Raw genomic sequence first — 15,032 nt, forward strand, 5'->3', positions numbered from 1 at the left:
AATTCACACCTTCTGCGTCGCCGCAAGAATGCGTGATCCCTGTCCTATGGAGGTACTACCGGTCATCGGCCGGAAAGGAAACCGTTGGCAGGCGGAACCTGCCGCGTCCTCGTGTTGACAAGCGTGACTGAGCTTGAACATGTCTGGACGAAACGTAGACGTAACGTAAGCAGTGTCTGGAGGGTGTTATGGCAATGCGCGCGGCTCGTGGTCTGTCGATCTTTTTCCTTCTCTTTTTCGCCTGGAGCAGTGTCGCGCAAGCGGCCGAAGCGCGCCGGGTGGTGACGTCAGACAATTCCGATTATTTCGGTTTCGATCTCAGATCCGACCAGAATGTCAGCCTCGACCAGTGCAAGGCGACATGTCTCGGCGATCCCGCCTGCCGCGCCTTTACCTATAACCCCAAGGCGAAATGGTGTTTTCTCAAATCGGACTATAACACGCTGAAACCTTTCAACGGCGCCGTCGCCGGCAAGGTCGTCAACGTCGAAGGCGACCCCGATATCGGCGCGCCGCCGGACCTCGCCTTCTTCCCCGCCTGGATGGCCGACCAGGCCCAGCAATACCGCAACAGGCTCACGGGCCCGGCCTACACCAAGCCCACCGAAGGGCTGACGGCGCTGCGGGAGGCTGCAAAACAAGCGTCGCAGACCGGCGACCACCGCTTGGCCATCCACAAATACGAGGCTTTGGTTTCGGTATTGCCCGAAGATGGCCAGCTTTGGCTCGAACTAGCGCGGGAAACGCTCGCCGTGCAGCCGACCGCCAACAGCGCGGAGGCGTCCACCCTGCCGGCGAACGCCACCTCCGCCGGCTTCAACGCCTACAAATTGCTGCGCACCACAAAAACGCGCTCCGAAGCGCTGGCACTGCTTGGCGACGGGCTCGACCGCCGCGACCTCCCCCGGCCGGCCCTGCAGGCCTACGAAGCGAGCCTCGCGCTGGTCAGTTCGCCTTGGGTCTCGGCCGCCTATCAGGATCTCAAGGCCCGCAAGGGCTTCCGCGTCGTCGATCACACGGTCGATGCCGACACCAGCGCGCCGCGCATCTGCGCGCAGTTTTCCGAGGACCTGGTCAAGACCGGTGTCGACTACTCGCAATTCGTCACCGTCGACAACGCCGCCCCCAAGGGCGTCGAGGCCAAGGACAAGCAGATCTGCGTCGAGGGGCTCGAGCACGGCCAGCATTACGACGTGACCTTCCGCCCCGGCCTGCCGGCCGCCATCGGCGAGGTGATCACCACCCCGGTGGTGCTGTCGATCTATGTGCAGGACCGCGCCCCGTCCGCCCGTTTCACCGGCGACAGCTTCGTGCTGCCTGCCGGCGCGCGCCGCGGCATCCCGGTCGTCACCGTCAACATGAACGTCGCCGAAATGAAGCTCTACCGCATCGGCGACCGCTCGCTGACCCAGCTTCTGTCCGGCTATCAGTTCCTGCGCCAGCTTGACGGCTACGACATCTCCAACATTTCCGATCAGATGGGCGAGCCGGTCTGGCAAGGCCAGCTCGACATCGCCAACGACCTGAACAAGGAAGTCACCACCTCCTTCCCGGTCGACGAAGCGCTGCCGCAGCGCGAGCCCGGCGTCTATGTGCTGACCGCGCAACCGGTCGATGAGAATGACAACGACTATGATTCGCGCGCCACGCAATGGTTCGTCGTCTCCGATATCGGCCTGTCGACCTATACCGGGCAGGATGGGCTGAACGTCTTTGCCCGTTCGCTCGGAACCGCCAAGCCGATATCAGGTGCTGAACTGACGCTGCTGGCCAGGAACAATGAAATCCTCGGCACCGCAACCACGGACGCGGAAGGCCGCGCCGTCTTCAACCCTGGACTGACGCGCGGCGACGGCGGCATGGTCCCAGCCGTGCTGACAGCCAAGCAGGGTGACAGCGACTTCGTCTTCCTCGACATGGGCCGCGCCGGCTTCGATCTTTCCGATCGTGGCGTCACCGGGCGTCCGGCGCCGGGCGCGCTCGACGTCTATGCCTGGACCGAACGCGGCATCTACCGCGCCGGCGAGGACGTCCATGTCGCGGCGCTTGCCCGCGATGGCGCCGCCAAGGCGGTCGAGAACCTGCCGCTGACCTTCATCTTCACCCGTCCCGACGGCGTCGAGAACCGCCGCATCGTCAGCGATGGCGTGTCGGCCGGCGGCCATGCCGTCGACCTGCCGCTCGAACCCAACGCCATGCGCGGCACCTGGACGGTAGCGATCCACACCGACCCCAAGCAGGCGGCGGTCGCTAGCCAGATGTTCCTGGTCGAGGATTTCGTGCCGGATCGCATCGAGTTCGACCTGTCCTCAGACAAGCAGGAGATCGCGCAGGGCGAAACTGCCAACGTCACCGTCGACGGCCGCTTCCTTTATGGCGCGCCGGCCGCGGGGCTGGCGCTCGAAGGCGAACTGACGCTGTCGACCATCCGCGACTGGGACCGCTTCAAGGGCTATTCCTTCGGCCTCGCCGACGAGCAGTCGGCGGAACCGTCAGTCACGCCGTTCACCGGCCTGCCGGTGGTCGGTGAAGACGGCAAGGCAACCTTCCCAGTTTCCGTCGACCAGTTGCCCTCGACCACCAAACTGGTCGATGCCAAGGTTACGGTCAGGATGCGCGAGACCGGCGGCCGCGCCGTCGAGCGCTCCCTCAACATCGGCATCCGGCCACAAGGCCACATGATCGGCATCCGCCCGGATTTCGACGGTGACGAGGTGCCGCAAGGCGGCACGGCGAAGTTCAGCCTGATTGCCGTTGACCCCGACGGCCAGCGCGAGGCGTTGCAGGGCGCGCAATGGTCGCTGGTCAAGGTCGAACGCAATTACCAATGGTACCGCTCGAGCAATTCCTGGAATTATGAGCCGGTCACTTTCACCAAGTCGGTGGCCAACGGCCAGGTCGACCTGACCGCTAACGGCGAGGCCACCGTCTCGCTGCCGGTCGACTGGGGCCGCTATCGGCTCGAAATCGAGACCTCGGACCCGGAAGGCCCGGCGACCAGCTACGAATTCGACGCCGGCTGGTATGTCAGCTCCACCACAACCGAAACGCCTGACGGCCTGGAAATCGCCCTCGACAAGGACAACTACGCGGCGGGCGAAGTGGCCAAGCTCAAAGTGTCGCCGCATTTTGCCGGCGAGCTGCTCGTCACCATCGGCGCCGACAAACTCTTGAAGACCGTCACAGCCAGCGTGCCGGCCGGCGGTAGCACCATCGACATCCCGGTCGGCGACGACTGGGGCGCCGGCGCCTATGTCACGGCAACGCTGTTCAGGCCGGGCGATGCGCAGGAAACCCGCATGCCGGCGCGCGCCATAGGCGTCAAATGGCTGAAGGTCGATCCGGGCTCGAAGAAGCTCGCCGTCACCTTGACGCCGCCGGACAAGACCATGCCACGCCAGCAACTGTCGATCCCGGTCTCCGTGGCTGGCGTGCAGCCGGGCGCCAACGCCTATGTCATGGTCGCGGCCGTCGATCTCGGCATTCTCAATCTGACCAATTACAAGGTGCCGGATCCGGAGACCTGGTTCTTCGGCCAGCGCATGCTCGGCCTTGAAGTACGCGACCTCTACGGCCGCCTGATCGACGGCTCGCTGGGCACGTCAGGCAAGCTGCGCACCGGCGGCGACGGCGCCAACATACAATCGCAAGGCAACCCGCCGACCGAAAAGCTGGTCGCCTTCTTCTCCGGTCCGGTCCAGCTCGATGCCGACGGGAAGGCGCGGATCGACTTCGACATCCCGCAGTTCAACGGCACCGTGCGCGTCATGGCCGTCGCCTGGACGGAGGACGGGGTCGGCCATGCCCAGTCCGACGTGATCGTGCGCGATCCGGTGGTGATCACCGCCGGCTTGCCGCGCTTCCTGGCGCCCGACGATTCGGCCGTCATGCGGCTCGATGTCACCGACACCGACGGTCCGGAGGGCGACTATGCACTGTCGATAAACACCACCGGCAATCTTTCGACCGGCAGTGCCGCCCTGCCCGAAAAGCTGACGCTCGCCAAGGGCAAGCGGCAGACGCTGACCGTGCCGCTGATCGCTAAAACGCCGGGTGACGCCTCGATCACCATCAAGCTCGCCCATGCCGACGGCACCGCTATCGAGCAGACGCTCTATGTGCCGGTGCGCCCGGCGCAATTGCCGGTGACAACCCGCATGGTGGTCGACCTCAAGGGCAATGGCGGGTCGCTGCGCGTCGACAAGGAGCTCCTGGCGGCAAGCCTGCTCGACGGCGCTTCGGTCAGCGTCGGCGTTTCGCAGGCGGCGGCCTTCGACGTGCCGTCGCTGCTGATGACGCTCGACCGCTACCCCTATGGCTGCGCCGAGCAGACCACCAGCCGCGCCATGCCGCTTCTCTATGTCAACGAGATGGCGTCGGGCGTCGGCATGGCCAGCGACGTCGACCTGCACGGCCGCATCCAGGACGCCATCTACAAGGTGCTGAGCTACCAGGCGTCGGCCGGCAGCTTCGGCCTGTGGGGTCCAGGCTCCGGCGACCTGTGGCTCGACGCCTATGTCACCGACTTCCTGACCCGGGCGCGCGAGCAGAAATACGACGTGCCGGCCCAGGCGATGAACCAGGCGCTGAGCAATCTGCAAAACGCGATCGGCTACGACCAGGACGTCAAGGATCGCGGCAGTGAGATCGCCTATGCGCTCTATGTGCTGGCCCGCAACAAGAAGGCCTCGATCGGCGATCTGCGCTACTATGCCGACACACAGCTCGAAGCCTTTTCCAGCCCGATGGCCGTCGCCCAATTGGCGGCGGGCCTGGCGCTCTACGGCGACACGCAGCGCTCGGAAGCCGCCTTCCAGGCCGCCCTGCAACTGGCCCAGTCGACCTCCGCATACGACTACTACAGGTCCGACTATGGCTCGCCGCTGCGTGACGGCGCGGCGATGCTGGCGCTCGCCGCCGAATCGAAGCCGGTACCGACGATCGTGCCGGCGCTGATCAAGCGGGTGACGCAGGAACGCGCCGCCGTCAGATGGACCAGCACGCAGGACGAGTCCTGGATGCTGCTGGCGGCCCGCGCACTGAAGGCCGGCAACGATTCGATCGCGCTGACCATCAACGGCGCGCCGCATGCCGGCGCCTATTCGGACCAGATCGCCGGCAGCGACCTTGCCGACAGTCCACTGACCGTCGCCAACACCGGCAGCAACCCGCTGCAGGCGGTCGTCACCACGGTGGCCTCGCCGATCCAGCCGCTGCCGGCCAGCGGCAACGGCTTCACCATCGGCCGCACCTACTACAAGCTCGACGGCACCGAAGCCAATGTCACGGAGGCGACCCAGAACGAACGCTATGTCGTCGTGCTCAAGGTCTACGAGCAGAACAAATGGCCGTCGCGTCTGGTGATCACCGATCTGCTGCCGGCCGGCTTCGAGATCGACAATCCGGGCCTGGTTTCCAGCGCCCAGTTGTCGAACTTCGCCTGGCTGGCCCAGACCGACGCCGCCCATCTCGAATTCCGCGACGACCGTTTCGTCGCGGCCTTCAATCCGAATGATGGCGACGGCGACCGCAACATCACGCTCGCCTATGTCGTGCGTGCGGTGACGCCGGGCACCTATGCCCATCCGGCGGCAACGGTCGAGGACATGTACCGGCCGCAATATTCGGCCCGCACCGCGACCGGCATGATGGAGGTCAAGGCGCCGTAAGGCAAAGATGGCGAACAGGAACATGGCAATGGCGCCTTCGCAAAGGATTTTGCCAATCTTCAGCGATGCAGAAAGGGAGCCGAGGTCGCGGCCGGCTCTCCCTCCTCCCCTTGTGGGAGAAGGTGGCCTCGCCCACGGGTCTTGCCTCCGGCAAGCCCGAGGACAGGCTCCGCGAGGTCGGATGAGGGGTGTTCCAGCTTGGCACCAATAGCGCTCTGGCCAGCACCCCTCAACCGTCTTGGCGCTGCGCGCCAATCCACCTTCTCCCACAAGGGGAGAAGGAAGAAGGGCGGCGCCGTGCTATCCCGAAAAATTTTGCGCCGCTCGGCCATCGCCGCCGCCTCCCTCGCCGGCTTCCTCGCCCTATTCGCTGCCACCCTCTGGCAGCTCGACCGCGCCTTTCCGCCGCCGCTGCCGGCCGAACTAACTGTGTCGACCGAAGTGCAGGACCGCGACGGCCAGCTGTTGCGGGCCTTCGCCACGCCGGACGGATATTGGCGGCTCGCCACTCGCCTCGATCAGGTCGACAAACAGTTCGTCGACATGCTGGTGACTTATGAGGACAAGCGCTTCTGGGACCATGAAGGCGTCGACATGCTGGCGCTGGCCCGCGCCGCCGGCCAGTTCGTGGCCAATGGCCGTATCGTCTCCGGCGGCTCGACACTGTCGATGCAGCTCGCCCGGCTGACCGAACCGCGCGACAGCCGCAGCCTTGGCTCGAAGGTCAAGCAGATGCTGCGCGCCCTACAGGTCGAGCGGCGGCTCACCAAGCGCGAGATCCTCGAACGCTATTTGACGCTGGCCCCCTATGGCGGCAATCTCGAAGGTGTGCGCGCCGCCTCGCTCGCCTATTTCGGCAAGGAGCCGAAGCGGCTGACGGTCTCGGAGGCGGCCCTGCTCGTCGCGCTGCCGCAATTGCCGGAAAAGCGCCGGCCCGACCGCAACCTTTCAATCGCCCACGCCGCCCGCGACCGGGTGCTGATGCGGATGGTTTCGTCAGGCCTACTCGGCGAGCGCGAGGCCGCACGCGCCGCGCTCGACGATGTTTCCGCCATCCGCCGCACGCTGCCGGCGCTCGCCGCCCATGCCTCCAATGCGATGCTGCCCAGGGCCGTTCCTGGCCAGAAGCTGCGACTGACGATCCGCAAGAGCGTCCAAGAAGGGCTGGAACAGGTGGCCAGGGATGCCGCAATCAGGCTTGGCCCCCGCCTCTCCGTCGCCATGGTGCTGGCCGACGCCCGCACCGGTGAGATCCTCGGCGAAGTCGGCTCTGCCAACTATTTCGACGCCAGCCGCTCCGGCTGGATCGACATGACCAGGATCGTCCGCTCGCCCGGTTCGACGCTGAAACCGTTCATCTACGGGCTCGCCTTCGAACAGGGATTGGTCGCGCAGGAAACACTGATCGACGACAGGCCGACCGATTTTTCCGGCTACCGGCCGAAGAATTTCGACATGGACTACCAGGGCGACGTCAGCATTCGGCAGGCGCTGCAACTGTCGCTCAACGTGCCGGCGATCAGTGTGCTCGACGCGGTCGGGCCGGCGCGGCTGCTCGCGCGCTTCCGCCAAGTCGGCGTCGCGCCGATATTGCCCATCAACAAGGCGCCGAATCTCGCCATCGGCCTTGGCGGCGTCGGCGTGACGCTGCGCGACCTCGTCCAGCTCTATGCCGGGCTTGCCAATGGCGGCAAGGCGCACACGCTGCATGACGGCACCGAGCCGGCGAATGCCGAACGCTCCACCGCTTCCATCCTCGACGATCAGGCGAACTGGCAGATCACCGACATATTGTCGGGCGTCAAGCCGCCCGAGGGTGCCGCCCGGCGCGGCATCGCCTACAAGACCGGCACCTCCTACGGCTACCGTGATGCCTGGTCGGTCGGCTTCGACGGGCGCTACGTGCTGGGCGTTTGGGTCGGCCGTCCTGATGCCGGCGCGGTGCCTGGCCTGTCCGGCTATGTCTCGGCCGCACCGATCCTGTTCGAGGGCTTTGTCCGCTCCGGCCTAGCTACCGTGCCGCTGCCAAGCCAGCCGGCCGGCGTCGTCAGACCCAGGCGCGACGAACTGCCGGTGACATTGGCGCGCTTCGGTTCTGGCGCCGACGGGTTGGTCCAGGCGACGTCGACCGAGCCCGCGCCGACGATCATTTTTCCGCCCGACGGCGCCCGCGTCGATCTCGGCACCACTGCCGCCGACGCCACGCCGCTTGTGCTGAAGCTGCAAGGCGGCCGCGCCCCGTTCCGCTGGCTGGCCAATGGCAAGCCGCTGGTCGGCATCGACCGGCGGCGCACCGCGACCTGGCAGCCGGACGGCGCCGGCTATTCGACCCTGACCGTGATCGACGCGGCCGGGCGCGCGGCCAGCGTGAAAGTGTTCGTTGAATAGAATGCGCCAAGCGATTCAGCGCATTGCGTTTTGCGCCCTGCTGTCGGCTGCCGGTACCGCCCCTGTCTTGTCCGCAGACCTCCCCGCCGGCTTCGTTCGGCTGGCCGACATCGATCGCACCATCCGGCAGGACATCCGCTACGCCCGCACAGATAATTTCCTGCACCGCAAGGCAGCCGGCTACGACGCGCCGGTATGCATCCTCACCGGGCGAGCGGCGGAAGCGCTTTCCGGAGTCCAGAAAGCGATTGCCGCCGTGGGGCTGACGCTGGTCGTGTTCGACTGCTACCGCCCGGCGCGCGCCGTCTCCGACATGGGCGAATGGACTGGGGAAGGCGGATCACCCGACCCGCAATGGTATCCGACGGTCAAGCGCAAGGACCTCATCGCCAAAGGCTATGTCGGCGAACTGTCGACGCATTCGCGCGGCTCGACCGTCGATGTCGCTCTCGCGCGAGCCGACCGCAAAACCGCTCCGAAACAGGCCTGCGGTGTATCAGATGCCGAAACGCTTGATTTCGGCACCGGCTTCGACTGTTTCGACCCGATGAGCGAAACGGCGCACCGTCCGCTCGCCGGGGAAGCAACGGCAAACCGCAATCGGCTTGTCGAGGCCATGCGCGCCGGCGGCTTCAGGAATTATGCGCGCGAATGGTGGCACTTCACGCTGGAAAACGAGCCGTTTCCAAAGCAGCGCTTCGATTTTCCCGTGACCGCCGACTAAACGCTGGTCGCTGCGAAGGCAATTCGCGCTCGCACCACATCCAGCCATTGCCGAGGCGCAACCTGTCTCTAGATAGATCGCTTCATGAGCCCGGAATCCGCATGGCGGCGTGGCGAGGAAAGAATTTCCTCATGAGGCCAAAGGTCGGCGAAAAATTGCTTCACAAGGCCAAAAAAAGCAACATTGATTGCATCTAATTTCTACCAATTCAGTAGATTGAGGTGATCTCAACGGAGGCGGAAATGACCAATCCTCGTTTCAGGAAACTGCTCGGCGCACTGGTTGCCACATCTGTCCAGTTCGGCACGCTCGGTTTCGCGTTTGCCGATACTACCATCCTCAACGTGTCCTATGACCCGACACGTGAGTTGTACAAGCAATTCGACGAGGCTTTTGCCGCCCACTGGAAGGCCGAGACCGGTGAGACGGTAACCGTCCAGCAGTCACATGGCGGGTCGGGCGCGCAGGCCCGCGCCGTGATCGACGGCCTCGACGCCGACGTGGTGACACTGGCGCTCGAAGGCGACATTAACGCCATCGTGGAGAAATCGAAGACGATCAATCCCGACTGGCGGACCAAGTTCGAGAACAACTCGGCGCCTTACACCTCGACCATCATCTTCCTCGTCCGCAAAGGCAACCCGAAGGGCATCCAGGACTGGGGCGATCTGGTCAAGGACGACGTCCAGGTGATCACCCCGAACCCCAAGACCTCGGGCGGCGCGCGCTGGAACTATCTCGCCGCCTGGGCCTACGCCAACGCCAAGGATGGCGGTGACGAGGCCAAGACCAAGGAATTCGTCGGCAATCTCTACGCTCATGTTCCGGTGCTCGACACCGGTGCGCGCGGTGCGACCGTGACTTTCGCGCAAAAAGGCCTGGGCGACGTGCTGCTGGCCTGGGAAAACGAGGCCTATCTGGCGCTCGACGAATTCGGTGCCGATAATTTCGATATCGTTTACCCGCCGACCTCGATCCTGGCCGAGCCGCCGGTCGCCGTGGTCGACGCCAATGTCGACGCCAAAGGCACGCGAAAAGTCGCCGAAGCCTATCTAGGCTATCTCTACTCCAAGGAAGGCCAGACGCTGATCGCCAAGAACCACTATCGCCCGTCGAAGCCCGATTTGGTGCCGGCGGAGGACCTCGCCAAACTGCCTGAGATCAAGCTGATCACCATCGACGATCCGCTTTTTGGCGGTTGGAAGAAAGCACAGCCTTACCATTTCGGCGACGGTGGTATATTCGACCAGATCTACAAGCCGGCCCAGTAGACCCAGTAAGCTAAATTCTAGATCAGGACGACATGACCACAGCACCCGCCAAGGCGGGGTGGCGGTTCAGACAGCCGAGCGTCATTCCGGGTTTCGGATTGACGCTCGGCTTCTCGCTTGCCTACCTCACGCTCATCATCCTCATCCCCCTGTCGGGGCTGATCTGGCGATCGGCCGCGCTTGGCTGGGCCGATTTCTGGGCGATCGCCACCGACCGCCGCACCATCAATGCGCTTGAAATCAGCTTCGGTACCGCCTTCTTTGCCGCCGCGGTCAATGTCGTCTTCGGCACGATCGTCGCCTGGGTGCTGGTGCGCTACAGCTTTCCTGGCCGCCGAATCGTCGATGCCATGGTCGACCTGCCCTTCGCGCTACCGACGGCGGTTGCCGGCATCGCGCTGACCACGCTCTACGCGCCGAATGGCTGGCTCGGCAGCCTGCTGGCGCCGCTCGGCATCAAGGTCGCCTACACGCCGCTCGGCATTGTCATCGCGCTGATCTTCATCGGCCTGCCTTTTGTCGTGCGCACCGTCCAGCCGATCATGGAAGAGATCGACAAGGAGGTCGAAGAAGTGGCCGCCACGCTCGGCGCCAATCGCTTCCAGACCATCGCCCGGGTTCTGCTTCCGGGCCTCGCGCCTGCCATCGTCACCGGTTTCGCGCTGGCTTTCGCGCGCGGCGTCGGCGAGTACGGCTCCGTCATCTTCATCGCCGGCAATCTGCCCTACAAATCCGAGATCGCGCCGCTTCTGATCGTCATCCGGCTGGAGGAATACAATTATGCGGCGGCGACCGCGATCGCGGCGATCATGCTCGCTTTGTCGTTCGTGATGCTGCTGGTCATCAATCTGGTGCAGACGTGGAGCCGCAAGCGCTATGGCTGATCCGGAGATCAAATCCTACGCACCGCACCACGAAAGCCAGTCGGCGGCAGTAACCGAAAGCCGCCCGGCGAAAGCCGTGCTGATGATCGTGACCTTTGCCTTCCTCGGCATTTTCCTGCTGTTGCCGCTGATCGTCGTCTTCAACGAAGCCTTCGCAAAGGGCCTCAGTGCCTATACGGAGGCGCTGACCAACCTCGACACGCGCTCGGCGATCCACCTGACGCTGCTGGTGGCGGCGATCTCGGTGCCGCTCAACATCGTCTTCGGCATCTCCGCCGCCTGGGCGATCGCCAAGTTCGAGTTCAAGGGCAAGGCCTTCCTAACCACGCTCATCGACCTGCCGTTTTCGGTTTCGCCGGTCATTTCCGGACTGGTCTATGTGCTGTTGTTCGGCGCGCAAGGCCTGCTCGGCGCCTTGCTGAAGTCGCATGGCATCGTCATCCTCTTTGCCGTGCCGGGCATCGTGCTCGCCACCATCTTCGTCACTTTCCCCTTCGTCGCCCGCGAACTGATCCCCTTGATGCAGGAACAGGGCAATGGAGACGAGGAGGCGGCGCTGTCGCTCGGGGCCAATGGCTGGCAGGCGTTCTGGTACGTGACGCTGCCCAACGTCAAATGGGGGCTGCTCTACGGCGTCTTGTTGTGCAATGCCCGCGCCATGGGCGAGTTCGGCGCGGTGTCGGTGGTGTCGGGCCACATACGCGGGCTGACCAACACCATGCCGCTGCATGTCGAAATCCTCTATAACGAGTACAATGCAGCCGCCGCCTTCGCCGTCGCCTCGCTGCTTGCGGGCCTGGCGCTCGTCACGCTGGTCTTGAAAACACTTCTCGAAATGCGCTACGGCGCCGAGATCGCCGCGACGCGCGGACACTGAAAAAAGGGACGGTTGATGGAAGTTCGCGTTGCCAACGTGCGCAAGGAGTTTGAACGGTTTCCGGCCCTCCACGACGTTTCGCTCGACATCAAGTCCGGCGAGTTGATCGCGCTGCTCGGGCCTTCCGGCTCCGGCAAGACAACGCTGCTCAGGCTGATAGCCGGGCTGGAGCGGCCGACGAAAGGAAAGATCTTCTTCGGCGAGGAGGATGCGTCGCAAAAGTCGATCCAGGAGCGCAATGTCGGCTTCGTTTTCCAGCATTATGCGCTGTTTCGCCATATGACGGTGGCCGACAATATCGGCTTCGGCTTAAAAGTTCGGCACGGGCCGTCACGGCCGTCGGCGCAGGAAATCCGCCGCCGTGCCTCAGAGCTTCTCGACCTCGTCCAGCTTTCCGGCTTGGAGAAACGCTATCCGGCGCAGCTTTCCGGCGGCCAGCGCCAGCGTGTGGCGCTTGCCCGCGCCATGGCGATCGAACCGGCCGTGCTTTTGCTCGACGAGCCGTTCGGCGCGCTCGATGCCCAGGTCCGCCGCGAACTGCGCCGTTGGCTGCGCGACATCCACGACGCCACCGGCCACACCACGGTCTTCGTCACCCATGACCAGGAAGAGGCGCTCGAGCTTGCCGACCGCGTCGTGGTGATGAGCCAGGGCAGCATCGAGCAGGTCGGCACCGCCGATGAAATCTACGACACGCCGAACTCGCCGTTCGTCTACGGCTTCATCGGTGAATCGAGCGCGCTTCCCGTCAAGGTCGAAGACGGTCAGGTCTGGATCGCCGACCGCCCGATCGGGCTGTCCGCGCCGCATGCACCGCAAGGCGGAGCGACGCTGTTCTTCCGTCCGCACGATGTCGAACTGGTGGACGAATGCAATGGCTGCATCGCCGGCACGGTCGCCGCCAGCCGCCGCGTCGCCGGCACCAGACGGGTGGAGCTCGAAATCGGCGGCGAGCGTCAGCGGGTCGAGATCGAGCTGCCCGTCGACCATCCGGCGGCGCAGAAAAGCCGGGTGGCGTTCAGGCCGCGGCGCTGGAAGCTTTTTCCGACTGCTTGATCCTCTATCCGGCCTACACCAGCCAGTTCTCGACCTTCAGGCCTTTGATCCGGTTGAACTCTGCCGTGTTGGCCGTCACCAGGGTAGTGCCCAGTGCGTAGGCGTGGGCAGCAATAAAAAGGTCGTTTTGGCCAATGGTCTGGCCGATGCGTTCCAACTCGGCGCGAATCGCGCCGTACTCGACATCCACCGGCACATCGAGCGGCAAGACAGGAATCTCAGCCAGCAATTCCTCGACTTTCTTGAGCAGCTTGACCGATCCTTTCCTGACGCAGCCATATCGCAGTTCCGAGGCGACGACGATGCTGGTACACACGGCGGCGTCTCCCACGCGCAGGATGGCGCTGGCGGCTCTGCCTGCCGGGTTTCGGATCATGTCGCTGATAATGTTCGTGTCCAGCATGAACCTCATTTAAAAAAATCCTCGGATTTGACAGGCATATCGTCGATCTCGGGGAAGTCCTCCTCGGGACCGAGCCGCGGCTCTTTCGCCCATTGCGCGAGCAGCCCCGTGAGGCCAGGTTTGCGGACCGGCTCGATGACCAAGCGGTCGCCTTCACGGCTGATCAAGACCTTTTCGCCGGGGAGCTCGAACTCGACAGGAATGCGCACCGCTTGGCTGCGATTGTTACGAAACAGCTTCGCCTCTTTCGGTGGCGTTGTAGAATGGCGGCGCTGGGGCATGGCGACGGCTCCTTTGTATATACCATTTGTATATGCCCGATTACGCCATGACGCAATCGTCTTGCCAGCACAAGGGCCGACCGGGCACCGCTGCCCAGGTGAGCCTCGAACACCCTGCTTGAAAGAAAATCCTAGCGACGGCCCGGAATGGGAACATTTTTCTCGCGATGATGTGGCGAAGCCATTCTACGTGTCTCGTCGCCCATCATGCCTTGCCGCTATGGTTGGGTAATAAGCGCACTGCGTTGGAGGCCTGTTTTCATGAAGCGATTTTTGCTTGGCGTCGCCACATTGACCGGCCTGTTCCTGGCATCCTCCCAAGCCTGGTCGGCCGACAGACTGCTGAATGCGTCCTATGATGTAGGCCGCGAATTGTTTGCGCAGGTCAACAAGGCCTTCATCGCCGAGCACCCCGGCGTGGCCATCGATCAGTCGCATGCCGGGACGTCGGCGCAAGCGCGCGCCATTGCCGAGGGCCTCGGCGCCGATGTCGTCACCTTCAACCAGGTCATCGACATCGACTTCCTGGTCTCGAAGGGTCTTATCTCCGCCGACTGGCAGAAGGACTTCCCCGACAACGCCTCGCCTTTCTATTCGCTGCCGTCCTTTTTGGTGCGCGCCGGCAATCCGAAAAACATCAAGGATTGGAACGATCTCGTGCGCGACGACGTCCAGGTGATCTTCCCCAACCCGAAAACGTCCGGCAATGCGCGCTACACCTATCTGGCGGCCACCGCCTACGCCAAGGAGGCCTTCAAGGACGACGACGCCAAGGTGAAGGAATTCGTCACCAAGTTGTTCAACAACGTCCCGATCTTCGACTCCGGCGGACGCGCCGCCACCACCACCTTCGTGCAGCGCGAGATCGGCGACGTGCTGATCACCTTCGAGTCGGAAACGCGCGGCGTCCGCAGGGAGTATGGCGATGACAAGTTCGAGCAGGTGACACCCTCGGTCAGCCTGCTGGCGGAGTTTCCGGTGGCGATCGTCGATACGGTCGCCGACGAGCATGGCACGCGTGACCTCGCCAAGACCTATCTCGACTTCCTCTACACGCCGCAGGGCCAGGACATCGCCGCCCGCAACGGCCTGCGGACTCGCGACGCGGCGGTCGCCGCCAAATACAAGGCCGAGTTTCCCGATGTCCGCCTGCTGACGGTGGAGGACGTCTTCGGCGGCTGGGCCAAGGTCAAGGTCGAGCATTTCGCAGCCGGCGGACTGCTCGACCAGACCTATGGTAGCCGCTGAAGCAAGCAATCTTCGAACGTGATAAGAAAGCCGGCTTTTGCCGGCCTTCTTCGTTTTCGCGGTCCGGAAAGGTGATTTCGCGCATTTTCGGGGCGGACCATCCAAAACGTCACGAAGAATCAAAGTGTTTGTGCCTACCGTTCCATCAGACGGCTTGTTTTCGCGAAACTGCATCGCGCGACCAAAACGTCATGATTTACACACAAACAACCGCCAGATGCGGGGCGGTTG

Annotated in this window: 10 protein-coding genes; 8 read left to right on the forward strand and 2 right to left on the reverse strand. The window is 63.9% G+C overall.

The annotated features are described in order from the left end of the window. The first annotated feature begins 188 nt into the window (after window positions 1-188). The 7 genes from BQ8482_RS37135 (at window position 189) to BQ8482_RS37165 (ending at window position 12,869) form a co-directional block, all read left to right on the forward strand. Complete coding sequence (locus tag BQ8482_RS37135) at window positions 189-5,669, forward strand: alpha-2-macroglobulin family protein (protein ID WP_123152021.1); 5,481 nt, start codon at window positions 189-191, stop codon at window positions 5,667-5,669. Window positions 5,670-5,966: 297 nt separating this feature from the next. Then, window positions 5,967-8,057, forward strand: a complete 2,091-nt coding sequence (gene pbpC, locus BQ8482_RS37140) for a penicillin-binding protein 1C (RefSeq protein ID WP_123152022.1) — start codon at window positions 5,967-5,969, stop codon at window positions 8,055-8,057. A 67-nt stretch (window positions 8,058-8,124) separates the two neighbouring features. Next, window positions 8,125-8,781: a M15 family metallopeptidase gene (locus tag BQ8482_RS37145; RefSeq protein WP_244603135.1), complete on the forward strand. Its 657-nt coding sequence runs from the start codon at window positions 8,125-8,127 to the stop codon at window positions 8,779-8,781. A 242-nt stretch (window positions 8,782-9,023) separates the two neighbouring features. Then, a complete protein-coding gene (locus BQ8482_RS37150) occupies window positions 9,024-10,052 on the forward strand; it encodes a sulfate ABC transporter substrate-binding protein (RefSeq protein WP_123152115.1) in 1,029 nt (342 codons plus the stop codon). A 32-nt stretch (window positions 10,053-10,084) separates the two neighbouring features. Beyond that, window positions 10,085-10,936 (forward strand): sulfate ABC transporter permease subunit CysT, encoded by an 852-nt coding sequence (cysT, locus tag BQ8482_RS37155; RefSeq protein WP_123152024.1) that lies wholly within the window; start codon window positions 10,085-10,087, stop codon window positions 10,934-10,936. Further along, a complete protein-coding gene (gene cysW, locus BQ8482_RS37160; protein ID WP_123152025.1) occupies window positions 10,929-11,813 on the forward strand; it encodes a sulfate ABC transporter permease subunit CysW in 885 nt (294 codons plus the stop codon). Before cysT ends, cysW begins: the two co-directional genes overlap by 8 nt. Before the next feature lie 15 nt (window positions 11,814-11,828). Continuing rightward, complete coding sequence (locus BQ8482_RS37165; RefSeq protein ID WP_123152026.1) at window positions 11,829-12,869, forward strand: sulfate/molybdate ABC transporter ATP-binding protein; 1,041 nt, start codon at window positions 11,829-11,831, stop codon at window positions 12,867-12,869. A 13-nt stretch (window positions 12,870-12,882) separates the two neighbouring features. On the opposite strand, the gene BQ8482_RS37170 is transcribed toward BQ8482_RS37165, so the two are convergent. Beyond that, complete coding sequence (locus tag BQ8482_RS37170) at window positions 12,883-13,281, reverse strand: type II toxin-antitoxin system VapC family toxin (protein WP_123152027.1); 399 nt, start codon at window positions 13,279-13,281, stop codon at window positions 12,883-12,885. After that, complete coding sequence (locus tag BQ8482_RS37175) at window positions 13,278-13,553, reverse strand: antitoxin (RefSeq protein ID WP_123152028.1); 276 nt, start codon at window positions 13,551-13,553, stop codon at window positions 13,278-13,280. Before BQ8482_RS37175 ends, BQ8482_RS37170 begins: the two co-directional genes overlap by 4 nt. A gap of 261 nt (window positions 13,554-13,814) precedes the next feature. Here BQ8482_RS37175 and BQ8482_RS37180 point away from each other — a divergent pair, with 261 nt between their 5' ends. After that, on the forward strand, window positions 13,815-14,801 hold the full coding sequence (locus BQ8482_RS37180; protein ID WP_123152029.1) for a sulfate ABC transporter substrate-binding protein: 987 nt from the start codon (window positions 13,815-13,817) through the stop codon (window positions 14,799-14,801). Window positions 14,802-15,032 lie beyond the last annotated feature (231 nt).

Origin of the sequence: Mesorhizobium delmotii (assembly GCF_900149755.1) — a bacterium.
GTDB classification, from domain to species: Bacteria; Pseudomonadota; Alphaproteobacteria; order Rhizobiales; family Rhizobiaceae; genus Mesorhizobium; species Mesorhizobium delmotii.